Source organism: Streptantibioticus silvisoli, assembly GCF_027947535.2.
In the GTDB taxonomy this organism is placed as follows: Bacteria; Actinomycetota; Actinomycetes; order Streptomycetales; family Streptomycetaceae; genus Streptantibioticus_C; species Streptantibioticus_C silvisoli.
The window spans coordinates 12,081-36,509 of sequence record NZ_JAAGKO020000059.1 but is presented as its reverse complement, the minus strand read 5'-3'; the positions used below and the strand labels follow the sequence as shown (position 1 = coordinate 36,509).

22 protein-coding genes are annotated in these 24,429 nt (G+C 75.9%); 10 read left to right on the top strand and 12 right to left on the bottom strand.

Annotated elements, in window-relative coordinates; genetic code table 11:
• Positions 1 to 89: 89 nt before the first annotated feature.
• The 3 genes from POF43_RS29030 to POF43_RS29020 all read right to left on the bottom strand — a co-directional run bounded on the left by POF43_RS29030 (position 90) and on the right by POF43_RS29020 (position 2,225).
• The gene (locus tag POF43_RS29030; protein WP_271324445.1) at positions 90 to 692 is read right to left on the bottom strand and encodes an Rv1733c family protein; all 603 of its coding nucleotides are present in this window, start codon (positions 690 to 692) and stop codon (positions 90 to 92) included.
• Positions 693 to 831: 139 nt separating this feature from the next.
• Positions 832 to 1,662 carry an MOSC domain-containing protein gene (locus tag POF43_RS29025; protein WP_271314141.1) on the bottom strand — a complete coding sequence of 277 codons (831 nt, stop codon included), beginning with the start codon at positions 1,660 to 1,662 and terminating at the stop codon, positions 832 to 834.
• Positions 1,663 to 1,724: 62 nt separating this feature from the next.
• Positions 1,725 to 2,225 (bottom strand): DUF6643 family protein, encoded by a 501-nt coding sequence (locus POF43_RS29020; RefSeq protein ID WP_271314140.1) that lies wholly within the window; start codon positions 2,223 to 2,225, stop codon positions 1,725 to 1,727.
• A gap of 269 nt (positions 2,226 to 2,494) precedes the next feature.
• Between POF43_RS29020 and POF43_RS29015 the strand changes: the two genes are divergently transcribed.
• Positions 2,495 to 3,784 carry a TerD family protein gene (locus tag POF43_RS29015; RefSeq protein ID WP_271324444.1) on the top strand — a complete coding sequence of 430 codons (1,290 nt, stop codon included), beginning with the start codon at positions 2,495 to 2,497 and terminating at the stop codon, positions 3,782 to 3,784.
• Positions 3,785 to 3,896: 112 nt separating this feature from the next.
• On the opposite strand, the gene POF43_RS29010 is transcribed toward POF43_RS29015, so the two are convergent.
• Positions 3,897 to 5,105, bottom strand: coding sequence for a glycosyltransferase (locus POF43_RS29010; RefSeq protein ID WP_271323866.1), 1,209 nt, complete (start codon positions 5,103 to 5,105; stop codon positions 3,897 to 3,899).
• A gap of 211 nt (positions 5,106 to 5,316) precedes the next feature.
• Between POF43_RS29010 and POF43_RS29005 the strand changes: the two genes are divergently transcribed.
• The 3 genes from POF43_RS29005 (at position 5,317) to POF43_RS28995 (ending at position 7,581) form a co-directional block, all read left to right on the top strand.
• Positions 5,317 to 6,132: a glutamate racemase gene (locus POF43_RS29005; RefSeq protein ID WP_271323867.1), complete on the top strand. Its 816-nt coding sequence runs from the start codon at positions 5,317 to 5,319 to the stop codon at positions 6,130 to 6,132.
• A 169-nt stretch (positions 6,133 to 6,301) separates the two neighbouring features.
• Positions 6,302 to 6,874: a hypothetical protein gene (locus POF43_RS29000; protein ID WP_271316937.1), complete on the top strand. Its 573-nt coding sequence runs from the start codon at positions 6,302 to 6,304 to the stop codon at positions 6,872 to 6,874.
• A gap of 218 nt (positions 6,875 to 7,092) precedes the next feature.
• The gene (locus POF43_RS28995; protein ID WP_271316936.1) at positions 7,093 to 7,581 is read left to right on the top strand and encodes an NUDIX hydrolase; all 489 of its coding nucleotides are present in this window, start codon (positions 7,093 to 7,095) and stop codon (positions 7,579 to 7,581) included.
• A 3-nt stretch (positions 7,582 to 7,584) separates the two neighbouring features.
• On the opposite strand, the gene POF43_RS28990 is transcribed toward POF43_RS28995, so the two are convergent.
• The 3 genes from POF43_RS28990 to dhaK form a co-directional block, all read right to left on the bottom strand.
• Positions 7,585 to 7,989, bottom strand: coding sequence for a PTS-dependent dihydroxyacetone kinase phosphotransferase subunit DhaM (locus POF43_RS28990; RefSeq protein ID WP_271323868.1), 405 nt, complete (start codon positions 7,987 to 7,989; stop codon positions 7,585 to 7,587).
• On the bottom strand, positions 7,986 to 8,690 hold the full coding sequence (dhaL, locus tag POF43_RS28985; protein ID WP_271323869.1) for a dihydroxyacetone kinase subunit DhaL: 705 nt from the start codon (positions 8,688 to 8,690) through the stop codon (positions 7,986 to 7,988). Before dhaL ends, POF43_RS28990 begins: the two co-directional genes overlap by 4 nt.
• Positions 8,691 to 8,774: 84 nt before the next feature.
• The gene (gene dhaK / locus POF43_RS28980) at positions 8,775 to 9,767 is read right to left on the bottom strand and encodes a dihydroxyacetone kinase subunit DhaK (protein ID WP_271316933.1); all 993 of its coding nucleotides are present in this window, start codon (positions 9,765 to 9,767) and stop codon (positions 8,775 to 8,777) included.
• Between the two features lie 992 nt (positions 9,768 to 10,759).
• Between dhaK and POF43_RS28975 the strand changes: the two genes are divergently transcribed.
• From POF43_RS28975 to POF43_RS28960, 4 genes are all read left to right on the top strand, one after another.
• Complete coding sequence (locus tag POF43_RS28975; RefSeq protein WP_271323870.1) at positions 10,760 to 13,057, top strand: serine/threonine-protein kinase; 2,298 nt, start codon at positions 10,760 to 10,762, stop codon at positions 13,055 to 13,057.
• Between the two features lie 114 nt (positions 13,058 to 13,171).
• Positions 13,172 to 13,897, top strand: coding sequence for a chorismate mutase (locus POF43_RS28970; protein WP_271323871.1), 726 nt, complete (start codon positions 13,172 to 13,174; stop codon positions 13,895 to 13,897).
• Between the two features lie 102 nt (positions 13,898 to 13,999).
• Complete coding sequence (locus tag POF43_RS28965) at positions 14,000 to 14,242, top strand: DUF397 domain-containing protein (protein WP_271318819.1); 243 nt, start codon at positions 14,000 to 14,002, stop codon at positions 14,240 to 14,242.
• A 130-nt stretch (positions 14,243 to 14,372) separates the two neighbouring features.
• Positions 14,373 to 14,870 carry a hypothetical protein gene (locus POF43_RS28960; RefSeq protein ID WP_271316216.1) on the top strand — a complete coding sequence of 166 codons (498 nt, stop codon included), beginning with the start codon at positions 14,373 to 14,375 and terminating at the stop codon, positions 14,868 to 14,870.
• A 69-nt stretch (positions 14,871 to 14,939) separates the two neighbouring features.
• Here the strand turns inward: POF43_RS28960 and POF43_RS28955 are convergent, their stop codons facing one another.
• Entirely contained in the window at positions 14,940 to 16,103 is a 1,164-nt protein-coding gene (locus POF43_RS28955; RefSeq protein ID WP_271324473.1) for an aminoglycoside phosphotransferase family protein, read from the bottom strand.
• Positions 16,104 to 16,524: 421 nt separating this feature from the next.
• On the opposite strand from POF43_RS28955, the gene POF43_RS28950 reads away from it, so the two are divergent.
• The gene (locus tag POF43_RS28950) at positions 16,525 to 18,009 is read left to right on the top strand and encodes a DNA-binding protein NsdB (RefSeq protein ID WP_271324472.1); all 1,485 of its coding nucleotides are present in this window, start codon (positions 16,525 to 16,527) and stop codon (positions 18,007 to 18,009) included.
• Positions 18,010 to 18,135: 126 nt separating this feature from the next.
• Here the strand turns inward: POF43_RS28950 and POF43_RS28945 are convergent, their stop codons facing one another.
• Entirely contained in the window at positions 18,136 to 19,887 is a 1,752-nt protein-coding gene (locus POF43_RS28945) for a PP2C family protein-serine/threonine phosphatase (protein WP_271324471.1), read from the bottom strand.
• 480 nt (positions 19,888 to 20,367) lie between these two features.
• Between POF43_RS28945 and POF43_RS28940 the strand changes: the two genes are divergently transcribed.
• Positions 20,368 to 21,786, top strand: coding sequence for a serine/threonine-protein kinase (locus POF43_RS28940; protein ID WP_271324470.1), 1,419 nt, complete (start codon positions 20,368 to 20,370; stop codon positions 21,784 to 21,786).
• A 133-nt stretch (positions 21,787 to 21,919) separates the two neighbouring features.
• On the opposite strand, the gene POF43_RS28935 is transcribed toward POF43_RS28940, so the two are convergent.
• From POF43_RS28935 to POF43_RS28925, 3 genes are read right to left on the bottom strand one after another with little or no spacing between them, the layout of a single operon-like run.
• Entirely contained in the window at positions 21,920 to 22,876 is a 957-nt protein-coding gene (locus tag POF43_RS28935; RefSeq protein WP_282704839.1) for a 5-oxoprolinase subunit C family protein, read from the bottom strand.
• A complete protein-coding gene (locus POF43_RS28930; RefSeq protein ID WP_271325452.1) occupies positions 22,873 to 23,631 on the bottom strand; it encodes a 5-oxoprolinase subunit B family protein in 759 nt (252 codons plus the stop codon). Before POF43_RS28930 ends, POF43_RS28935 begins: the two co-directional genes overlap by 4 nt.
• Entirely contained in the window at positions 23,628 to 24,380 is a 753-nt protein-coding gene (locus POF43_RS28925; RefSeq protein ID WP_271325454.1) for a LamB/YcsF family protein, read from the bottom strand. Before POF43_RS28925 ends, POF43_RS28930 begins: the two co-directional genes overlap by 4 nt.
• Between the last annotated feature and the right edge of the window lie 49 nt (positions 24,381 to 24,429).

Below are 24,429 nucleotides of genomic sequence, written 5' to 3'. Positions count from 1 at the left end.
GGCCGTATCACAAGGGGTTTTGTGCATCACCGCACGTCACGGCCGGGCCGTGCGGAACACCCCGGGCGGCGCGGGGCCGGCCGGGCGGGTCAGCCCCCTGCGCCGGCCCGGCCCCAGTCCTGGCCGATACGGGACCAGGCCCGCTCCCAGTCGGCCAGCCGGCGGCGCAGCAGGCGCCAGCCGAGCAGGTTGCGGGCGGCCATCACCAGGGCGGCCAGCGCGGCGGCGGCGCCCACCCCGGCGGCGACGGCGTTGCTGGTGGCCGTGGCGGTGTCCAGCGGCGGGTCGACCGGCCGCTCGTCGCGGTCGATCCACACCGGCAGCGTGGTGCCCGCGGTGTGGCGGCCGACGATGGTGACCAGGGCCTGGTGCGGCTTGCCGTCGGCGCCCTTCCAGCTGATCCGCGCGGTGTGGCTGGTGGCCTGCCCGTCGCTGCTCCGCGGGGCGATCGTCCCCGAACGCGGCCGGGCGGCGGGCAGCACGACGGCCCGCACCTCGTGCCGTTGGGCGCGCTGGGTGGCGGCGGCGTGCCGCAAGGTGGTGTCCACCGCGCGGCCCGCGGCGATCCCGGCGGCGGGCGCGCCGACGACGGTGATGGCCACGGCCGCCAGCCCGGCCCACGCCTCGACGAGGTCGCTGCGGCGCCGCAGCGGGTTGGGCCGCCATCGCCAGTTGCCCGGTATGGATCGCATGTCCGGTATCAGCCGCACAGTCGCGCACCTCCTACGCCCGTCCGTGTGCCGCGCGCGGCACGGCATCCGCCCGGACCCGGTCGTGGGCCGACCGGGTCACGCCGTGCGCGGTGCGCCGCCGGGGCCCGCCGTACGGCCATCACTCCACCACGCTGAACGTGTCACCGACGCGCAAGGTTCCGCCGGACTCGGGAACCAGATTCTGCCCGAACATCAGCCCGCCGCCGAACCGCCGGTGCCGTGCCAGGGTCCGCAGCGGCTCCTTGCCACGTGTCCCGTGCTCCTGGTCGGTGGTGGTGATCACGCAGCGCGCGCACGGTCCGACCACCCGCATCACCACCTCGCCCACCCGCACCCGCCGCCAGTCGTCCTCCACCCACGGCCCGGTCCCGTCGACCACCATGTTCGGACGGAAACGGTTCATGGGCAGCGGGCCGTCCCCGGCGTGGTCCCCGCGCGCGACCAGCCGGTTGAGCGCCGCCAGCGAGGCGGTCGAGGTCAGCAGCAGCGGGTGGCTGTCGGCGAAGCTCACCCGCCCGTCGTCACGGCCGCGGTTGTCGTGCGGCGGAATCGGCCGGCCGCCCGCCGGATCGTCGAGGTGGAACAGCCGCAGGTCGGCGCCGAGGAAGGCGCTCCACCACGCGGCGGCCTCCGGCGCGGCGCCGGCTGCCTCCACGGGGGTGCTGAAGATCCACACCCGCGACGTCCCGCCACCGGTGGGCACGGCGACGGTCAGCGGGGCCGTCCCCGGCGCGCGCAGCACGATTCCCCCGTCGGCCTGCGGCACCGCGACGACCTGCGTCATGCGCGGTGCTTCGCGCTGGGTGACGGCCCTGCCGTCCCCGTTCACCACCACCCACCTGCGGTCGCCGGCCAGCCCCCACGGCTCCACGTCCGCCCGCTCCGGCGCGGCCCCCTGGGCCGACTTGACCGGATAGACGTGGAGTGAGCTCAGTCGCGGCGACGTCATACGCCCATCGTGCCAGCCGCCCCGTCACCGCAGCCGTGAGCTGCGCCACCCCGCCGGTGCGGTCAGTAGCCCTGACCGTTGTAGTTGTTGTACGGGCGGCGGTACGGGTCCTCCGGGTAGCCGCCGGGCGCCGGCTGGCGCGGCGGCACCGGGCGCGGCGGGACCGGGCGGACCGCGTCGTACCCGGTGTTGCCCTGGTACGGCATCTGGCCGGGGGCCTGCGCCGGGTAGCCGTTGCCCTGGTAGCCGCGCGGCGCGTGGGCCTGCTGCGGGATGTAGGGCGCCGGCACCTGCTGCGGGTAGCCCTGCGCCGGGTAGGCGGCCGGCATCTGACCGGGGTAGCCGGCCTGCTGGGGCATCGGCTGGGACGGGCCGGAGGGCAGGGCCGGGAGCGCCGGGAGAGCGGGCAGGTTGCTCACGCTGTCGTAGGACGGCAGGGAGACCCGGATCGGGGCGATCTGGGGCGTGCCGCGCTCGGCGACCAGGCTGTCGTAGATAGGGGTGTCCGGAAAGGAGGATGAGGCGTAGTAGCCGCCACCGTAGGTGCCGCGGGGGGTGGTCATGCTCCATAAGTTAAGCCCACAAACTGTGGTTAGGGGAGTCTGCTAAGCGGGTTGTTTGTGCCCTCCTGGGGCCGCATCGATCCGCAAAACGACTGAACCTGCGAAAATCGCTCTCCAGGAGGCGTTTCGAGCGCGTAAAAACATTCCGGCCGATCATGGGAAGTCCCGTACGGGAACGGGTAGGGACCGGGCAATGCGCCGTCGGACCGCCCGACTTGGGCCCGCCGCAACCGGCCGGCCGTCCCGCTTCCACCCCCGAGGGGGCCGCGATGCCGTTGAGCAAAGGGGCGAATACGCCCATTACCGCCGGGGCGGTGAAGGTGGAAATCGCCCGGCGTACCGGATTCGGTGTTCCGGACACCGACGCGTCCGCGCTGCTGCTGAGCGGTGGACGGGTGCGTTCCGACGCCGATTTCGTCTTCTACAACCAGCCCGTGCACCCGTCCGGCGCGGTCCGGCACGAAGGCAGGCGCAGCGAGGCGACCCGGGTCACCGACGTCCTGCTGCTCGACCTGGACCACCTCGAGCCGGACGTGGAACGCGTCGTGCTGGCCGCCTCCGCCGACGGCGGCACCTTCGGTCAGGTGCCGGGCCTGTCGATCCGCGTCACCGGCGCCCTCGACGGCGCCGAGATCGCCCGCTACGACAGCGCGGGCGCCGGCCCCGAGACCGCCTTCGTGCTCGGCGAGCTGTACCGGCGCGACGGCGGCTGGCGCTTCCGCGCGGTCGGCCAGGGCTACGACAGCGGACTGGCCGGACTGGCCGCCGATTTCGGTATCACCGTGGATGACGCACCGTCAGCGAACCCGCCGGCCCCGGTGCCGCCCGGGCCGCTCGCCCCGCCGTCCTTCCCGGCCTCCCCGCCGGAACGGGCCGTCGCGCAGCCCGCCGGATCGCCCTGGCCGCCCCCGCCGCCGGTGCGGCTGACCAAGGTGACGCTCACCAAACAGGCCCCCTCGGTCTCGCTGACCAAGCAGGGCGGGATCTCGGGGGTGATGCGCGTCAACCTCAACTGGGAGCGGGTGCGCACCCCGCGGCGCGGCGGTTTCCTGCGCAAGCCCACCGGGTCCGACACCGGCGCTGAGCTGGACCTCGACCTGTGCGCACTGTACGAACTCACCGACGGGCGCAAGGGCGTCGTGCAGGCGCTGGGCAACGCTTTCGGGTCGCTGGACCAGCCGCCGTACATCCACCTCGACGGCGACGACCGCACCGGCGGCCTCGTCCAGGGCGAGAACCTCACCCTCAACCTCGACCGCCGCGCGGACTTCCGGCGCGTGCTGGTCTTCGTCACCATCTACGCCGGTGCCACCAGCTTCGCCGGACTGCACGCGGTCACCACGCTGTATCCGCAGTTCGGCGCGCCGGTGGAGTTCGCCCTCGACGAGTGCGTGGAGCCCGCCACCGTCTGCGCCCTCGCCCTGATCGAGAACACCGGCGGCGACCTCGTCGTCCGCCGCGAGGCCCGCTACCTCGTCCCGGCCCGCGGCGTCAGCCCACAGCGCACCATCGACCACGCCTACGGGTGGGGCATGAACTGGTCACCGGGACGAAAATAGGACCGCCCCCGCCACACCGCCCCCGCCCTGCCGCCCGCTGCCCCGCCGCCCGCCGCCACCCGCCCCGCCGACCGCAGCCGCCCCCGCCCCGCCGACCGCAGCCCCGCGCCCCTCACCCCTCCGCGACCCCGTCGTCCTCCGCGTTGCGGGCCGCCGCCAGCTGCGACGCCGACGGCCGGTCGTAGGTGCGGCCCTTCCACGCCGCGCCGCGGCCCCGGTAGTGCTGGACCGCGGAGTCCGCCGTCATCAGCGCGTACAGCCCCGCGGTGAACGGCAGCGTCGGCGCCAGCCACCACGGCTGCCGGTAGTACCGCAGCATCGGCAGATACGTGCCCGCCATCACCGCCCAGGCCGCGAACCCCGCCGCGCACACCCCCGGCGCCCCGGCCGCCGCGCCGGCGATCGCGGCGACCGGCGGCACCAGGTAGATCAGCGCCAGCCCCAGCAGCGTGCCCAGCAGCAGCGCCGGATTGTGCCGCAGCTGGGCGTAGGCGCTGCGCGAGACCATCCGCCACAGCTGCGACAGCCGCGGGTACGGGCGCACGCTGTCCACCCGGGTCGCCAGCCCCAGCCACACGCTCCCGCCGCCGCCCTTGACCGCGCGGGCCAGCGCCACGTCGTCGATCACGGCGTGCCGGATGGAGTCCGGCACCCGGGCTGCCTCCAGCGCCGACCGGCGGATCAGCACGCAGCCGCCGGCCGCCGCGGCGGTCCGGCCCCGGCGGGAGATCCAACGGAACGGGTACAGCTGCGCGAAGAAGTAGACGAAAGCCGGCACGATCAGCCGCTCCCAGCCGGTCTCCACCCGCAACCGCGCCATCTGCGAGACCACGTCGTAGCCGCAGGCGTGCGCGGACGCCACCAGGGCCCGCAGGCTGTCCGGCTCGTGCGCGATGTCCGCGTCCGTCAGCAGCAGATAGTCCGGCGCGGCGTCCGCGGTGGCCCGCCGCACCCCGTGGCGCACCGCCCACAGCTTGCCGGTCCAGCCCTGCGGCGGCTCACCCGGCGACGTCACGGTCAGCGGCACTCCGCCGCCCGACGCCAGCCGGGCCGCCAGCTGCCCGGTGCCGTCCGTGCTGCCGTCGTCCACCAGGAAGACCGAGGCCCGCCCCGGATAGTCCTGCGCCAGCAGCGACGGCAGGCTCACCGGCAGCACCTCCGCCTCGTCGCGGGCCGGCACCACCACCGCCACCGACGGCCACTCCCGCGGTTCCGCGCCGGGCGGCAGCCTGACGTCGGTCCGCCAGAACATGCCCTGCCCCAGCAGCAGCCACAGCCAGCTCAACAGCGACACCACAGCGATCACGGTCCAGTAGCTCACCCCGCGCAGTCTGCCGCACCGCCGCCGGGGGACACCGACCGGCCGCGCCACGCACACCGCGATAAACTCGTCCGGGCCCACCAACCCCGTCCGTACCGGCCGGTGTCGCCGGACCCGCCGCCAGGCGTTCCGCCTCCGGCACGCGATGCGCCGAAGACGCCCGCGGACCGGGACGGCCCGTCGCACCGCCCGCGTCAGAGAGGCCTTCGAAGTGAAGATCGCGCTGCTGGACTCCGGGATCGGCCTGCTGGCGGCGGCCGCCGCACTGCGCCGCCTGCGCCCCGACGCCGACCTGGTGCTCTCCAGCGACCCCGACAGCATGCCCTGGGGGCCGCGCACCCCCGCCGACCTCACCGAACGGGCCCTGGCCTGCGCCGAGGCCGCCGCCGCACACCGCCCGGACGCCCTGGTGGTCGCCTGCAACACCGCCTCCGTGCACGCGTTGTCGGCGCTGCGGGCCCGCCTGGAGCCCGGCATCCCGGTCATCGGCACCGTCCCGGCCATCAAGCCGGCCGCCGCGCAGGGCCGCCCGGCCGCCATCTGGGCCACCCCCGCCACCACCGGCAGCGCCTACCAGCGCCGGCTGATCGCCGACTTCGCGGCCGGCGTCCCGGTCACCGAGGTGGCCTGCCCCGGCCTCGCCGACGCCCTGGAACACGCCGACGCCGCCGCGATCGACGCCGCCGTCGCCACCGCGGCCGCCGCCACCCCGGCCGACGTCACCGTCGTCGTCCTGGGCTGCACCCACTACGAACTCGTGGCCGGCCCCATCCGCGACGCCCTGCGCCCGCGCGGCGACACCCGGCCGCTGAGCCTGTACGGCTCGGCCGGCGCGGTCGCCGCCCAGGTGCTGCGCCGCCTCGGCGCCGAGCCCGAGCCCGGCGCCCCGGCCACCGGCACGCTCGACGTCATACTCGCCGGCCGGCCCGCCGCCCTGCCGTCGGCCGCGCTGACCTACCCCGAGGGCCGCGCGCTCACCGCCGCCCGCCCGCTCGCCGTCCCCGGCGCCCTGCGCGCCGCCGGCTGACACCGCCCGCGGACACCGCCGCCGCGGTGCACACCTGACCGCCGCCGTGCTCCCGGCGGCGCGGCCCGCCGACCCCGCGCGCCGCCCGCCGACCCCGGCGGCGTCACCCGTGTCACCCCGGCGGCGCACGCCGGGTGCCCGTCCGCGACGGCGCGGGTACGCTCCAACCATGGAGGACTCCCGCAGCGACCCGCGCGGCGAAAGGGCCGGTCAGGCCCGTCCGTCCGCGTTGTGGACCGGCCACGCCACCAACCGGGGGCAGTGGCTGCTGGCCGTCGCCGGCGCCGGCTGCGTGGCACTCGGCATCGAACTGGCCGTCGACTCCGCCTGGGTCTCCGGACTGGCCCCCCTGGTGATGTCCGTCGTCGGCTGCCTGGCCGCCGGGCTCCTCGTGCTCTTCGGCACCCTGGCCTTCACCCACGTGCGCGTCCGGGTGGACCACGACTGCCTGGAGGTGCGCTGCGGCCACATCGGGCTGCCGCGCCGCCGCATCCCGCTCGACCAGGTCGACGCCGCCCGCATCGTGCCGTGGATCTCCCCGCGCACCTGGGGCGGCTGGGGGTACCGCTGGCGGCCCGAGATGGGCACCGCCGTCGTCGTGCGGCGCGGCCCCGGGCTCGCCCTCGACCTCGGCGACGGCCGCCGCTTCACCGTCACCGTCGACGACGCGGAGGGCGCGGTCCGCGTCATCACCGCCCGGCTGCGCCCGAACCCCGCCCGCCGCGCCCTCGGCGACGCCTGAGCGCCGCGCCCTCGGCGACGCCCGGGCCGGGACGTGCGCCCGCCGCGGTCCGCGAAGACGGCCGCGGTCCGCGAAGACGGCCGCGGTCCGCGAAGACGGCCGCGATCCGCCGGGACGCCCGCGCCCGCGAGCCGCGCGGGCCCTCCGCCCGTCGCGATCCGCCGCGCCCGGCGCCGCTGTTCGTCCCTCTCGCGAGGCGGGGTTCCTATGCTCGGGGGATGGCCATTCCAGAATTCCTGCGCGAACTGCGGGAGATGATCGGACACCACCCGCTCTTCCTGCCCGGCGTCAACGCCGTCGTCCTCGACGACCGGCAGCGCGTGCTGCTGGTACGGCGGTCCGACAACGGCTGCTGGACCCTGGTGGGCGGCATCCCGGAACCCGGTGAGCAGCCGGCCGAGGCGATGGTCCGCGAGATCCACGAGGAGACGGCCGTCCACGCGGTGGCCGAACGGATCGCCTGCGTGCTGACCGAGGACCCGATCGCCTACCCCAACGGCGACCGGGTCCAGTTCGTCTCCACCACCTTCCGCTGCCGGGCGGTCGGCGGCGAGGCGCAGGTCAACGACGACGAGTCCACCGACGTCGGCTGGTTCGCGCTCGACGCCCTGCCGCCGCTGAGCGACCTGTGCCTGACCCGTATCAAGCTGGCCCTCACCGACGACCCGGTCACCTGGTTCGAGCCCGCCCCGGCCGCCGGCGGCTGACCGTCACACCTTGCGGTACGTGTACGCCTCCTCGGCCGCCGCCACCACGGCGGCCAGGTCGGCGCCCGCCCCCGCGGTCACCACCGCCGCCACCGCGCCCTCCACGAACGGCGCGTCCACCAGCCGGGCGCTGTCGGGCAGCTCACCGTCCTCCAGCAGCGCCTTCACCGTCAGCACCGCGCTGCCCAGGTCCACCAGCACCGCGACCCCGGCACCGGACTCCGCCGACCGCACGGCCGCCGCGATCAGCTCCGCGCTGGTGCCCAGACCGCCGTCCGGCATGCCGCCCGCCGGCCGGACCGCGACCGCCGCGCCGCCGCCGGACAGCCCCACCGCCAGCTCCGCCACCGAGGCGGCCACCGCGGCGCTGTGCGAGACCAGCACCACCCCCACCGTCTGCCCGCTCACGCCGCACTCTCCTCGTCGGTGGCCTCCGCGACCTGGCACAGCGCCGACACCAGCAGCGCCGCCGACGTCGCACCGGGATCCTGGTGGCCGACGCTGCGCGGCCCCAGGTAGCTCGCGCGGCCCTTGCGCGCCTGCAACGGCACCGTGGCCTGCGCGCCCTCGTTGGCCGCGATCCGGGCCGCCGCCAGCGCCGGGACCAGCCCCGCGCCGGACTCCAGCGCCGACGCCAGCGCGTCCACCGCGGGGATCAGCGCGTCCAGCATCGTCTTGTCGCCGGGCGCCGCGCCGCCGAGCCGGCCCACGCCCTCCACCCCGGCCCGCAGCGCCGCGCTCAGCTCCTGCGGCGCGGCCGTCGCGCCGTCGCCCAGCTCCTTGCCGGCGGTGCGCAGCAGCGTGCCGTACAACGGCCCCGACGCGCCGCCGACCGTGCTGATCAGCTGCCGTCCGACCAGGAACAGCACCCCGCCCGGGGTGTCCGGCGGCGCCTTGTCGACGGCGGCCGACGCGGCGGTGAAGCCGCGCCGCAGGTTGGCGCCGTGGTCGGCGTCGCCTATCGCGGAGTCCAGCTCGGTGAGCCGGTCCGCCTCACGGTCGACCGCGTTGGTGGCGGCCGACAGCCAGCGCCGCACGAAGGCGGCGTCTATCACCGGACCGGACGGGCCCGCCGGCGGACCGGCGTCGGGGGTGGCGGATGCGTTCATGGAAGTGCGTACCTCCTGGTGGGCGTACTACGACTGCTGCCGGCGGCCGGACACGGCGGCCGGTGAAGGGCGGAACCGGGCCGGTCAGCAGCCCCAGCGCAGGCCCGGCGTGCTGACCGGCGCGTCCCACAGCCGGACCGTCTCGTCGTCGGCCCGGCACAGGGTCAGCGAGCACCCGGCCATGTCCAGCGAGGTGACGTAGTTGCCGACCAGGGTGCGCACCACCGGCACGTTGCGCTCGGCCAGCGCCCGGTGCACCTCGGCGTTGAAGCCGTACAGCTCCAGCAGCGGCGTGCCGCCCATGCCGTTGACCAGCGCGAGGACCGGGCCGTCCGGCCGCAGGTCCTCCAGCACGGCGTCGACGGCCGCGTCGGCGATCTCGCGGGCCGTCATCATCGCCCGCCGCTCGCGGCCCGGCTCGCCGTGGATGCCGATCCCCAGCTCCAGCTCGCCGGCCGGCAGGTCGAACGTCGGCGATCCCTTGGCCGGGGTGGTCACCGCGGTCAGCGCCACGCCGAAGCTGCGGCTGGCCTCGTTGATCCGCTTGGCCAGGTCGGCGACCGCCTCCAGCGGCGCGCCCTCCTCCGCGAGGGCGCCGGCGATCTTCTCCACGAACAAGGTGGCCCCGGTACCGCGCCGGCCGGCGGTGAAGAGGCTGTCGGTGACCGCGACGTCGTCGTTGATCAGCACGGACGCGATCCGCACGCCCTCGTCCTCGGCCAGCTCGGCGGCCATCTGGAAATTGAGCACGTCACCGGTGTAGTTCTTGACGATGAACAGCACCCCGGCCCCGCTGTCCACCGCGGCGGCGGCCCGCGTCATCTGGTCGGGTACCGGCGAAGTGAAGATCTCCCCGGCGCAGGCGGCGTCCAGCATGCCGCGGCCGACGAAGCCGCCGTGCAGCGGTTCGTGCCCGCTGCCGCCGCCGGAGACCAGCCCGACCTTGCCGGCCACCGGGGCATCACGCCGGACCACCAGGCGGTTGTCCACGTCGACGGTCAGTTCCGGATGGGCGGCGGCCATGCCGCGCAGCCCATCGGCGACCACGGTCTCCGGAACATTGATCAACATCTTCATGTGATCCTCCACGCAGGTGTAAACAAAGGCCGGTCATGTGCTGATGTGGTTATACCCGCGGATGACTCCAGGGTATGAGCACATCGCCCGGCGGGCAGGGGATAACGGGATTTCCCCCAGACAGCGGGCGTACGCCCCGGCGTGCGGCCGCCCCGGACGAGGGGGACGCGGGGATGGCGGTGAACCGCGGGCGGTGGGGCGGGGCGGCCGGGCCGGCGGTGAACCGCGGCGGCGGGACGCGGACGGCGGGAGACCGGCAGTGACCGGGCCCGGGACCGTATCCGCGCGGTGGGGTGCCCGCCGGGGGCAGCCTGACGTGGAGCGGCTGCCTGACGGTGGTGCACTCGCCGGGACATCGTGACGTGGAGCGGCCCGCCGCGCGGTGGCGTGTCCACCGGGGCACCCTGGCACGGACCCGCCCGGTCCACCGACCGGGCACCCTGACGTGGAGTGCCCGTCCGGCCGAGGTGTGCCCGCCGGGGGGCACTCTGACGTGGAGCGGCCTGCCGCGCAGTGGTGTACTCGCCGGGGCGCCCTGGTACGGATCCGCCCGGCGGTGGTCCACCGACCCGAGCACCCTGACGCCGAGCGCCCCGTCCGGCCGAGGTGTGCCCGCCGGGGGGCACCCCGCACACGCAGAGCGGCCCGCCGTGCGGTGGTGTATCCACCGGGGCACCCTGGCACGGACCCGCCCGGTCCACCGACCGAGCACCGTGACGCCGAGCGCCCCGCCCGGCGGTGGCGTACCCACCGGGGGCACCCCGCACACCGAGAGCGGCCCGCCGCTCGGTGATCCACTGACCGAGCACCCCGCACACCCAGAGCGGCCCGCTCCGCGCTGATCCACTCACCGAGCACCCCGCACACCCAGAGCCGCCCGCCCCGCCGGCGGCATACCCACCCGGGGCACCGTGACGCGGAGCGGCCCGCCCGGCCATACTGGTCCGACCACGGGACGACACAAGGCGGCACGACGGGGGCAGCAGCTCACGATGGGGGACGACAACCGGCTGATCAGGGACCGGTACCGGCTGATCGAGCTGATCGGCCGCGGCGGTATGGGCGAGGTGTGGCGCGGCCAGGACGAGGAACTCGGCCGCAAGGTGGCGGTCAAGTGCCTCAAGCAGCTCGGCGGAGGGGGCGACCCGCAGCGGCTGCACATCATGCGCGAGCGCTTCCGGCGCGAGGCCCGGGTGGCCGCCGGGCTCCAGCACCGCGGCATCACCGTCGTGCACGACTTCGGCGCCGACGACGGCCTGCTCTACCTGGTGATGGAACTCCTCCAGGGCCGCACCCTGTCGCAGGTGCTGGAGGACGAGCAGGGCGTGGCGCTGCCGCTGCCGGACCTCGCCGACATCGGCGAGCAGGTCGCCGCAGCCCTGGCCTACACCCACGCCCAGGGCGTGGTGCACCGCGACCTGAAGCCCGCCAACATCCTGCGGCTGTCCGACGGCACCGTGAAGATCTGCGACTTCGGCATCGCCCGCCTCGGCCACGACGCCGGCTTCACCTCCCGGCTGACCGGCACCGGCATGGCGATGGGCACCCCGCACTACATGTCGCCCGAGCAGATCGTCGGCGCCGAGGTCGACCACCGCAGCGACCTGTACTCGTTCGGCTGCGTGCTGTACGAACTCGCCACCGGCGCACCGCCGTTCGACCTGGACGACGCGTGGGCGGTGCTCATCCGGCACCGCACCGTCGCCCCCGACCCGCCGAGCACCAAGCGGCCCGAACTCCCGGCGGCGCTCGACCGGTTGATCCTGGAACTGCTCGCGAAGGAGGCCGACGACCGCCCGCAGGACGCCGCCGCCATCGGCCGACGGCTGGCCGCCATCCGGATCGAGCTGGACCGCGGCAGCGAACTTCCGCCGTGGGCCAAGGGGTTGAGCACCGGCGCGGAGTCCGTCGCGGTCCGCAGGGTGCGTCCGTACCGGCCGGAGGCCATCTCGCTCACCGGCACCTGGTTCACCGGCACCGCGCCGATCGCCTCCCCGGTCCGCCCCGCGCCCGCCCCGCACACGCCGCCCGCCGCGCACACCGTGGCGCAGTACACCGCGCCGCTGCCGGCGCCGACCGGCCCGGCCGCGCCGGGGAGCCGGCCCGCCCCGCCGCCCGCCTCCGCCGTTCGCGGCGCGACCCCGCCGACCGTGCCGCAGTCCGCGGCCGCCGCGCGGTTCGCCGCCCGGCAGCGCGTGGCGATGGAGCTGAGCGCGGCCGGCCGCTGGGCCGAGGCGGTCGACGCCTTCCGCGCGCTGATCGCCGAACGCGAGCGGGTGCTGGGCGCCGACCACCCCGACGCCCTCGCCGGGCGGTACGAACTCGGCTTCGCCCTGGGCCGGTCGGGCCGTTCGCGCGAGGCGCTGACCGAGTACGAACGGGTGGCCGCCGGCCGTCCCGCCGACCATCCGGAGGCGCTGGCCGCTCGCCAGGAGACCGCGCACGTCCTCGGCCAGCTCGGCCGGCACGAGGAGGCGCACCGCGTCTACCAGGAGGTCCTGGCCGCCCGCGAACGGCTGATGGGCGCCGACCACCCCGACACGCTGCGCTGCCGGCACAACCTCGCCTACAACCTGGGCCGCCTCGGCCGGGTCGAGGACGCCTACCGCACCGCCGCCGAGGTGTACGCGGCCCGGGCCCGGGTGCTCGGCCCCGACCACCCCGACACCCTGGTCACCCGCTTCGAACTCGCCTACGCCCTCAGCCGGTTGGGGCACTGGGAACCCGCACTCGACCAGTACCGCCAGGTCCGCCGGGCCCGCGCCGCGCTCCTGGGGCCCGACCACCCCGACACCCTCGCCGCCGGGTACGAGGTCGGCATCTGCCTCGGCCGGCTCGGCCGCTACCCCGAAGCCCTCGACACCTACCGGGAGTTGGCCGCCGCGCACCGCAGGACCGGCGGACCGGACGACCCGCAGGCCCTGCGGGCCCGGCACGGCTACGGCGTCAACCTCGGCCGCCTCGGCCGCTGGGAGGAGGCGCTGGTCGAGGCCCGCGAGGTGTGCGCCCTGCGCTCCCGGGTGCTCGGCGCCGACCACCCCGACACCCTCGTCAGCCGCCGCGAGGTCGCCACCGCCCTCGGCTGGCTGACCCGCTGGGACCAGGCGCTGGGCGAGTACCGCGCCGTCGCCGCCTCCCGGGCCCGCACGCTCGGCACCCGGCACGCCGACACCCTCGCCGCCCGCGAGGACGAGGCGCAGTGCCTGCAACGGCTCGGCCGCACCGATGAGGCGGACGAACTCACCCGCGAGATCGCCACGTTGCGCGGCAACCCGGAGCCCACCACCTGACCCGATGAGGTGATGCGACGTCAAGGGCGGCCCATGGCGGCCGTGTTGCCGTTGCGCGGGCGGCGCCGCAGTGGTTGTGATGGCCGCGAGAGCCGCCCGACAGAAAGGCCCCTCGTGCGTCCGCGTACCCCACTGCGCCCGATCACCCTGCTCAGCGCCGCCGTCCTGCTCGCCGCCGCCGCCCCGGCCGCCGCCGCCCCGGGCGGTACCGCCTCCCGGCCCTTCGCACCCGCGGCGCCGTCGCCCGGCTACGCACTGCCCGGCCCGCTCGGCCCGCTCGGCCGGCCGGCCGGCGACCCGCCGCCGCCCGCCGACCGCGCCGCCGCCACCCCGGCCGGCCACGAGACCGCGGCCCCCGGCCACGGTCCGCTCGACCCGGTGGTCCGGCTGGCCGCCCAGCGGCTGCTGGTCGCCGACGAGGTCGCCGCCGCCAAGCGCCTCACCGGCGCCCCGGCCGACGACCCGGCCCGCGACCGGGCGGTACTGGCCGCGGGCGCCGGCGAGGCCCGCGCCCTGGGCGCCGACCCGGCGGCGGCCTCCCGGCTGCTCGGCGACCAGATCGCCGCCGCCACCCTGGTGGAACGCGCCCTGCTGGCCGGCTGGGCCGCCGACCCCGGCCGGGCACCCGCCGTCGCCCCGCCGCTGACCACGCTGCGGGCCACCCTCGACGACCTCGACAGCCGCCTGGTCGCCGCCTGGAACGACGCCGCCGACCACCGCGCCGCCCCCGGCTGCGGTGCCGCGTTGGCCGCCGAAGTCACCTCCATGGCGCCCGAGTTGGGCCTGGACGAGCTGCATTCCACCGCGCTGGCACGGGCGTTGGCCTCGGTCTGCCGGTGACACCCTGTGCCCGGATCGGTGCGCAGAGCGCCGATCGGGGTGTCGGCGGGCGTCGCGCTCGCTAGGCTGGGACCGTTCGTCAACGCCAGAAGGAGAGCGGACGTGGCAGAGGGTACCGTCGGGCAATCGCAGGCGGCTGCGGGCAGTAAACCGCAGCTCGACCTCACAGGAGCCGAGTGGCTGTCGAGCGACAAGGGGTCCGGCGACGTCCAGATCGCCTTCGTCGAGGGGTACATCGCCATGCGCGACGGCCGTGACCCGGACGGGCCCGCGCTGATCTTCACCCCCGCCGAATGGCGGGCCTTCGTGCTCGGCGCCCGCGACGGCGAGTTCGACCTGAGCTGACCGGCCCGCCGGGCGGGCGGACGCACCCCGCGCCGCCCGCCCGGCGCCCCCGCGCCGGCCCCGGCCCGGCCCGCCCGGCCGTTACGGCGCCCCGGGGCCGGGCGCCCGCACGGACCCGTACGATGTGCGCATGTCCTTCCTCCGCCGCCGCAGCGCCATGCCCTCCGGGCCGGACTTCGACGTTCTGGCCATGGACCCGGGCGACTGGCCGGGACTGCTGGGCGCCGGAGTGATCCCCGGGCCGGACGGCAGCTGTCAGGGCGTCTTCCTGCGCTACGACCTGTTCGGCGGCCGCGGCCCCGCCATGCTGATCGGCAACCTGCCGGAGGGCTCGCCGGCCCGCGCGGCCACCGAGGGCGACGTGCCGTTCGAGGTGGCCCAGCTGCTGGCCGCCCTCGGCAACGACGAGCCGGTCCACGAGGTCTCCCGCGAGGACATCCCGGTCATGCACGGCGACAGCCTGCTGATCGTGCGCCGGATCAAGATCAGCGAAGGCCGCGTCTCCTGCGCCCAGTTCGACCGCAGCGACGGTGTCCAGGTCACCATCGCCACCTGGGACCGGCCGATCACCGACGACCTCTACCAGCTGCTCAAGCCCCTGTCCGCCGACCTGTTCCGGCAGGGCTGACCCACCCGGCCCACCGCGGGCTGTCGGCCCGTGCCGGACCTCCGGCACGGGCGGGCCCCGACCCGGCGGTCAGCGCGTCCCCACCGCAGCACGCACCGCCCGGCGCACCATCGCGCAGTCGTCGTGCAGCCGCCGCAGCAGCAGCCGCTGCGCCTCTGCCGGGTCCGCCGCCCCCGCCGGCCCGGTCGGCGCCGCCCCGTCGAGGGTATGCCGCAGCACCAGTTCGTACCGCTTGATCTCCCGCGTCGTGATCAGCATCAGGTTCACCAGGAACGCGTCCCGCGCCACCGGACGCCCGGTCTGCGCCAGCATGCTGATCCGCCGCCGCGCCACCGGGTCCTCGCCCAGCACCGACCACAGCGTCGCCAGGTCGTAGCCCGGCAGGTACCAGCCCGCGTTCTCCCAGTCCAGCATCACCGCCCCGGCCGGCGACAGCAGCATGTTCGACAGCAGCGCGTCACCGTGGCAGAACTGCCAGGGGCCGGTGTCGCCGCACTCGTTGACCGCGCCGCGCAGCAGCTTCTCCAGGTCGTCGCGGTCCCGGTCGGTCAGCAGCCCCAGCCGGTGGAAGAACGAGATCCGCTCGCCGTAGCGCAGCCGCGGCCGGGAGCCGAACGCCTCGGCGGGCGGCTGCCAGCCCTCACCGCCGTTGACCCGCAGCACCGCGCAGAGCACCGCGTCCAGATCCGTCTTCAGCAGCGCCTGGACGGGGTGCCGCGCCATGCCCGCCACCCGCCCCGACAGCCGTTCCAGCACCAGCGTCCCGCTGTCGGGGTCGGCGGCGATCAGCTTCGGCACCCGCACCGGCGGCCGGGTGCGCACGAACGCCCGGTAGGCCGCTATCTCGCGCCGGAAGCTCTCCTGGTACTCGGCGGTCGGCTCCAGCAGGCACTTGGCCACCGCCGGTAATCGGCCGACCGAACCCAGCAGCAGCACCGACCGGCCGCTGCGCCGCAGCACCTGGACCGGGGTGAAGTCCGGGCAGATCCGGCGCACCGAGGCCAGCGCGGCCTTCAGCGGTGCCCCGTGCGGCCCGGTCACGTCCAGTCTGCCGCCGGCCGGATGGGGCGGCCCGGCCGGCCGCCGCGTGGTCAGGCCGCGCCCCCGGGCGGCCGGGTGGGCCGGTTCCGGGAACGGCTCGGGCGGCGCGGTGCGGGGACGGACGGCCACCGCCGGACCGCGGTGGGTGGTCGGGCGGAGCGGGGCGGAGACGGGGAAGGATGCGGGGTGCATGAGAGGTGGAAAGTTCCCTTCGTGAGCCGGGGCGCGCTCAGCCCCCGGGGTTGCGGGGGCACGCCCCCTGGTGCGCGGGGGGACCGGCCTGCCGTGCGCTGCGGCGGTCGCTGCCGTCGCTGCTGCGGCACCGGCGCATGGACCGACGGGTACCGGTCCGGGGCCCGCACCCTGGGGGAATGCGGTCACCGGACCGGTACCGGCCGTCCACGCGCCGTGCGCCCCGCTCCGCAGGAATGCTGACGTAACGTCAAACTCCTTGGCGGAACCGGCTGTTGCCGGGCCGGGTGGCGCGTTCCTACACCACACCCGGCCGGCGGTGGCAGACCATCTGGCGAAGCCTGGCGAAGCCTGGCGAATGCTCGCTCAGCGTCGACCGTCCCACTACTGTCAGCAGTGTCGAGGAACCTGGGGGCTCTAAGTGACAAGGGAAGCCAACGCGCGGCTCGCGGACCTGTTCGGCCTGACCGGCTGGTCCAAGGGTGAGCTGGCGAGGTTGGTCAACCGGCAGGCGGCGGCCATGGGCCACCCGCAACTGTCGACCGACACCTCACGCGTGCGCCGCTGGGTCGAGACCGGCGAGCGCCCGCGCGAACCGGTGCCGACCGTACTGGCCGCCCTGTTCACCGAGCGCCTCGGCCGTGTCGTGACCATCGAGGATCTCGGGTTCGACCGGCACCGGCGCGCGGGAAGGAAGCGGGCCGGCGACGGCCTGCCGTGGACGCCGGAACGAACCGCCGCGGTCCTCACCGAATTCACGGGAATGGACCTCATGTTCAACCGACGCGGTCAGGCGGGCACCGACTCCGTGCTCACCTCCGGCTCCACCCTCAGCACCGCCATGCACCAGTGGCTGCACACCGACCCGGTCCTGGCGGCCGACGGACCGGTGCTCGACGACCCGCTGCGGCCGCCGGACCCACTGCCCGGCTCCGACCGCTACGAGTCGGCGCCGGTCGGCTCCGAGGAGATGGCCGCCCTGGAGCACTCCGTGGAGGTCTTCCGCGCCTGGGACGCCTCCCGCGGCGGCGGCCTGCAGCGCAAGGCGGTCGTGGGCCAGCTCAACGAGGTCGGCGGCATGCTGGCCTTCCGCCATCCCCAGGACCTGCAACGGCGGTTGTGGGCGGTGGCGGCCAACCTCGCCGGGCTGGCCGGCTGGATGTCCCACGACGTCGGCCTGGAACCCACCGCGCAGCGCTACTTCCTGATCGCCGCGCACGCCGCACGCGAGGGCTGCGACCGCCCCCGGGCCGGCGAGGCGCTCTCCCGCGCCGCCCGCCAGATGATCCACCTGGGACGGCCGCAGGACGCGCTGGACCTGATGAAGCTCGCCGTCTCCGGCTCCGGCGACGACGCGGCGCCGCGCAACCGCGCCATGCTGTGCACCATCGAGGCCTGGGCGCTGGCCGCGCTCGGCCGCGGCCAGGCGGTCCGCCGCTGCCTGGGCCGGGCCGAGGACCTCTTCGTGCGCGCCGACGGCGGTGCCGAACCGCCCGCGTGGATGCAGAACTTCGACGAGGCCGACCTGCACGGCATGCAGGCGCTGGCCTACCGCGTGCTGGCCGACCACGACCCCTCCGCCGCCCGCACCGCCCAGTTCCACGCCCAACAGGCCCTGGATCTGCGGCAGTCCGGTCACGAACGGTCCAGCACCTTCGACCGGCTGTCGATGGCCTCGGCCTGCTTCATCGACGACGACCCCGAACAGGGCGAGCGGCACGCCCGGTTGGCGATGCGCACCATCCGCCAGACCTCCTCGCACCGCACCTGGGACCGGCTGGGCGAGATGTACCGGCTCACCGGCCGCTACGCGGACAACGAACCGGTCAGCGCCCTGCGCGAGGAGATCCGGGCCGCCATGCCCGGCGGACCGCCGCGCCGCGACGACGGCGTCACGCCTGCCTGAGCCGCCCGCCGAGGGCTCGTATCCACCGCCGGCCCTACCGGCCGGCCCGGTGGACCGTACGGGCCCACGCCCGCCACCGACCGCGGGTGGCGGGCGGCGGTACCGGCACCCGGCGCGGGCCGCCCCTCAGCGGACCCGGGCGATGAGGACGCAGGCGTCGTCGTCGCGTTCGGGGGTGCCCAGCTCCTCGACGACCGCCCGTACGCACTCCTGCGCGTCGCGGGCGGCGGCGAACCGCGGGCCGAGCGCCAGCAGGGCCGCCGGCCCGGCGTCCTGCGCGCCGCCGGGGCAGGACGGGTCCGGGTACGCCGCCCCGGAAGCCAGCCGCGGCACCAGGCCGTCGGTGTGCAGCAGCAGCACGTCACCGGCGCGCAGCCGCTCGGTACGCCGGCCGTACTCGGTGCCGTGGCCGGCGCCCAGCAGCATGCCGCCGGGACGGTCCAGCACCCGGCCCACGCCGCCGCGGAACAGCAGCGGCGCCGGATGCCCCGCCTGCGACCAGCTCAGCGTGCGGTCGTCCGGGTCGTAACGGCAGCACAGCGCACTGGCCAGCGCGGGCTCCGCGGCCCGGTCCAGCAGCTCGTTGAGCCGGCACATCAAGGTGTCCGGCTCGATGCCGGCCAGCGCCAGGCCGCGGACGGCGCCGAGCAGCATCGCCATCCGGGTGGTCGCCGTGACGCCCTGTCCGGTGAGGTCGCCGACCGTCAACAAGGTCGCGCCGTCCGGCAGTTGCATCGCGTCGTACCAGTCGCCGCCGACCAGCGCGGTGGTGCCGCACGGCAGGTAGTGCGCGGCCAGGTCCAGGGCGGGCCGGCCGCCGCCGGGCGGGAACCACAACGGCTCGCGCCACGGCGGCAGCAGCGACTCCTGGAGCTCCACCGCGATCCGGTGCTCGGTGCGTTCGGTGCGCCGCCGCCGGTCCAGCGACTCCCGCGACTCGCGCAACACCTCCTGGGTGCGCCGCAGTTCACTGACATCGCGCAGCACGGCCCACAAGGACGCGGTGCCGCCGTCGCTGTCGGGCACCGGCTCGCCCACCATGTGCACCGCGCGGACCGCGCCGTCCGGCCGGACGATGCGGAACTCGCCGTTGATCGGCCGCCCGTCCACCAGGCAGCCGGTGACCATCCCGGTCAGCGTCTCCTGGTCGTCGGCGTACAGCCAGGACGGCAACTCGTCCAGCGTCAGCGGCCCGTCGCCCAGCGTGCGCCCGAAGATCCGGTACAGCTCCGGCGACCAGCGCACCTCGTCGGTCAGCAGGTTCCACTCCGCCGACCCCGACCGCGCGCACATCCGCTCGCCGTCCCCGGCCGCCGTCCCCGGCGCACCGCCGTCCGCCGCGAAGGGCGAGCGCGGGCGGTAGGGGGAGGAGTACGCCGCGAAGGAGGCGCCCGGGCCGTAGGAGGAGCCGAGGACGTCGTCCACCCGGGCGGCGGACTCCGGCCCGGCGGCGGACCAAAGGGCGCCCGGGCCGCGGGCGCCGCTGGCACCGCGGCGAGCGCCGCCGGACGCGGACGGGAACGCGTCCCGGTCGCATCGGCCGGCGCTGTCGGGGCTGTCGTCGTCATCGGTGCCGCCGGCCGGGCCCGCGCCCGGCCGGAAACCGTCCACGGGCGTGCCGGCGGCCGGGTCCGGCACGGGGTCGAGGTCGTCGCGCAACTGGCCGAGCTGGGCGCCGACCTCGTCGAGCCGGCGCAGCGCGAACTCGTACAGCGCCCGGTGCCAGCGGGCCTGGTCGTCGGGATCGTCCGGCACCGCGTCCCGGCGCACCGCCGCCACCCGCCCGCGCAGCCGGTGGGTCTGCCGGATCAGTGAGTCGACGACCTCGGGTTCCCCGGGGGGTACGGCGGCGTGGTCCGCTTGCGGATGGGACGGCATGACAGTCTCCGAACGTTCTCAGATGACAGGCGTCCAGGACGCGGGCGGCATATCGAGCCTGTGACGACTGTTGCACACAGCGCGATGCACTGTAAGGGTTTCGGCAATACCCGATCCGGTGATGCTTGGGGCATATTCCGTCGGGATGGCAGCGGTTCGTCCGCCGTTTTCCCACCGTACGACCGCTTCTGTCGGCCGCGGCCGAGCCCGCCCCGGCCCCTTCCCGGTATGCTGCGGCGCTTGTGAGCCCCGTGTCACGCCAGGCACGGACGCCGTATCTCGCACGGTCCCCGCACGGACGACCTCGCGGGGGCACGAACGGCTGGCCCGAGCTGGGCCACGAAGGCGGCCGGAGCGTGCCCGCACGGGGGGCGCCACGCCGGGAGCAAGGCTTAGCGCCCGCCTCCAGCGGTAAGGATGCGGGCGACGGCTACGGAAATCCCGTTGCCACCGTGACCCTCCGCACCGGATGCTGACCTCATGTTCGACCCAGACATAGCGCCCAGTGGCACTCTTCTCGGCCTCCTCCAGCGAGGACGTGGAGACGGGACACTGCACGCCCTCACGGAGCAGCGGGCCCCGGCCCTCGCCGCGCTGGAGCAGTGCGTTCTTCGTGACCCCCGCGGCGACTGGCAGGTCGAGGCGCGCTCCCTCTATTACGCGCGGCTGTATTCCGAGCTCGAAGGCGGGCTGGACGGCATCGAGCAGCACCTCTTCGCCCCCGAGGACCTGTTCGACACCGACGAGCACCGCACCGGTCTCGCGCTGTCCGTCCTCGGCCACCTCGCCGGCTACGGCCGCGGTGACGCCCTGCGACTGTTGCGGGCCTACGCCGCCCGCGGCGGCAACTGGGAGTGGGCGCTGGACGAACTCGCCCTGCGCGACGACGACGCCGGCCTGCGCGCCCTCGCGCCCGCCGTCCTCGGCCGCTTCCCCGCCACCGAGGACGGCGACGCCGAACTGGCCCGCGCCCTGCGCGAGGCCTACGAACCGCGCCCCTGGCGCCTGTGGGCCGAGGACCCGGTCCACGGCCCGCGCGTACGCGCCGCCCGCGAGCAGCAGAGCTTCGACCGCTGGCAGCGCCAGCTGCGCCCGGCCGGCCCCGCGCCCGGCTGGAGCGTGCGCGACGTACTGACCTGGGCCCAGGACGGCCTGGAGGCCCACCCGCCGGTCCACCGCGACGCCCCGGCCGCCCGCTGCCTCGCCGCCGTGGCCGGCCCCGAGGACCGCCCCGAACTGCTGGCCGCCGCCCTGCGAGGTCCCGAGGCGGCCCGCGCCGCCGCCCTGCGCCACCTCGCCGACCGGTCCGACCCCGGCGTGTACCCCCTCATCGAGGCCGCCGCCGACGACCCCTCCCGGCTGGTCTCCCGCGCCGCCCTGGACTCCTTCTCCCGCATGCGCACCCCGGACGCGCTGACCCGGGCCCGGGTCTGGGCCCGCCGCGACGACGGCCTCGGCGCCGCCGCCGCCCGGATGCTCGCCCTGCTCGGCGGCCCCGGCGACGCCGACGCCGTGCTCGCCGCGCTGCGCCGGGTGGTACGCACCGACGGTCCCGACGCCGACGGCCTGGACGTTCTCGTCGAAGGCATCGGCCGACTCACCATCCGCTGCGCCGCGCCCGTCCTGCGCCACCTCTACCGCGAGACGTCCTCCTCCCACCTGCGCGGCGTCGCGGCCCGGTCGCTGGCGGCCACCGACCCCAAGTTCGGCCAGGGCTTCGCCATCGAATGCCTGTGGGACTGCGAGGAGTCCACCCGGGAACTCGCCGCCCACCACGCCGCCACCAAGGACGTCCGCGTCCTCGCCCAACTGCGCCGCCTCGCCGCCGATCCCGCCGAGGAGGCCGAGGTCCAGACCGCGGTCCGCGGCCGGCTCAGCACGCCGGAACCGCACGTATAGGTCCGGAGGCGGGCCGCTCCGCGGGGTGCCGCGCGGTGGGTGCGGTTGCCGGGGGGCGGTGCGGCGCGGTGGGGGGCGGTTGCCGGGGGCGCTGCGGTGGGCGTGCGGTCGCCGGTCATCTCGGCTGCTCGTCCTAGGAACGGCCACGACCCGGCAGGTCGCGTACCGGCACGCCGCCCACCGGCACGCCCCGCAACGCAATGCCCCGCAACGCAATGCCGTGCGACGGAACGAAGCGCACCGGTGTGCCCGGCGCCGCCTGTGCGGCGGCCGACAGGGCCTCCGGGGGCACCACGCCGATCACCGGGTAACCGCCGGTCGTCGGATGATCGGCCAGGAAGAGCATCGGGCGGCCGTGCGGCGGCACTTGCAGCGCACCGGTGACCATGCCCTCGCTGGCCAGCTCATCGGTACGAATCCGGGGCAGCGCCGGGCCCTCGGTACGCAGCGCGATCCGGTTGCTGTCCGCCGCCACCCGGAAGCCGCCGCCCGCCAGCACGGCCGGCGCGTGCGGTGCGAACCAGTCGGCGCGCGGCCCGGGCAGCACCGGGAGCACCAGCACCGAAGGCGGCCCCGGCAGCACCGCGGCCCCCACCGGCGGCACCGCGCCGCCCGCCACCCCCAGCGGCAGCACGTCCCCGTCCCGCAACGGCGCCGGCCCCAGGCCCGACAGCAGGTCCGCCGACCGGCTGCCCAGCACCGGTTCCACCGCGACGCCGCCTGCCACCGCCAGGTAGCACCGCACCCCGTGCGTGGCGGGACCGACGTCCAGCACCGCGCCGGCCGGCACCCGCAACGCCGTGCCCCAGGCCGCCGGACGGCCGTCGACCCGTACCGCGCAGGGCGCCCCGGTGACCGCGACGACCAGCGGGACCGACGGGCGCAGCGCGCAGCCGGTGAGCGTGGTCTCCAGGGTGGCCGCATCCGGGGGGTTGCCGACCAGCCGGTTCGCCGCGTGGTGCGCGGGCAGGTCGAGCGCGCCGGACCCCGGTACGCCCAGGTGCGCCTGCCCGGCGCGTCCCAGGTCCTGCACCGTCGTCAGCGCCCCGGCCCGCGTCACCTCCACGACGCGGGTCCCGGCGGCGTTCACCGCGCGCCCCTCTGGCCGGACGGTGGTACGTCCGACGTGTCCTCCGCGGCCCGTTCCGCACCGGAGCCGTCGTCCCCGGGTGCGTCGGCACCGTCACCGTCACCGTCACCGGCGTCGGCACCGTCACCGGCGTCGGCGTCGGCGTCGGCGTCGGTGAACCGTACGCGGGTGCCCGGTGCCAGCAGGGCCGCCGGGTCGCGGGCGGGGTCCCACAGGACGGCGTCGGTGGTGCCGATCAACTGCCAGCCGCCGGGGGAGGAGCGCGGATACACCCCGGTGTACGGGCCCGCCAGCGCCACGGACCCGGCCGGCACCGCGGTACGCGGCACCTCGCGGCGCGGCACGCGCAGGTGGTCGCCGAGGCCGGTCAGATAGCCGAAGCCCGGCGCGAACCCGCAGAAGGCGACGCGGAACCCGGTGCCGGTGTGGGTCGCGACCACCTCGCGCGGCGTCATGTCCCACAGCCGGGCGACCTCCGCGAGGTCCGGCCCGTCGTACCGCACCGCGATCCGTACCAGCGTGCCGGTGCGCGGCGGGGCCGGCGGCACCCGCCAGGAGGCCAGCTCCCGTGCCGTGCGCGCCGGATCGGGCAGGCCGGTCAGCAGCACGGTCCGGGCGGCCGGTACGACGTCGCGGGCGGCGGGGAACTCCCCGGCGGCCGTGCGGCGCAGCACCTCCGCGTAGAACGCCTCGACCTCATCGGTGCCGCCCAGTTCCACCAGCAGCCCGTCCCGGCCGGCCGGCAGCGTCCTCACGCGAACGCCGCCACGCGCACGCCGGCCGCGGTCAGCGCTCCGCGGACCCGTACGGCGATGCCGGCCGCGCCCGGGGTGTCGCCGTGCAGACACAACGACCGTGCGCGGACCGCCACTTCGGAGCCGTCCAGCGACTCCACCCGCCCCTCGCGGGCGATCCGCAGCGAGCGGGCCACGATCGCGTCGGAGTCGGTGACCACCGCCCCGGGTGTCGTGCGCGGTACCAGCGTGGCCTGCCCGGTGTAGGCCCGGTCGGCGAACGCCTCGGTCACCACGGGGAGTCCGACCGCCCGCGCCGCCGTGTGCATCGCCGAGCCGGGCAGCCCCAGCACCGGCGTGCTCCCGCCGGCCAGCAGGATTCCGGCGGCCACCGCGGTGGCCTGCCCGGTGTCGCGCACCACGCGGTTGTACAGCGCGCCGTGCGGTTTGACGTACGCCACCACGCCGCCCGCCGCTTCGGCGAACACCCGCAGCGCGCCGATCTGGTAGGCGATCTCGTCGGCCAGTTCGTCCGGCGGCACGTCCATCGTCCGGCGGCCGAACCCGGCCAGGTCCCGGTAGGAGACCTGCGCGCCGATCCGCACCCCGCGTTCCACCGCCGTCGCGCACACCCGGCGCATGGTGCTGGGGTCGCCGGCGTGGAAGCCGCAGGCCACGTTGGCGCTGGTGACCACCGACAGCAGCTGGTCGTCGTCGGTGAGCGTCCAGCGGCCGAACCCCTCGCCGAGGTCCGCGTTGAGATCGATCACCGGCTGCGCGCCGGACAAAGGGGCCTGTGACGTCATGATCAGACGCTAC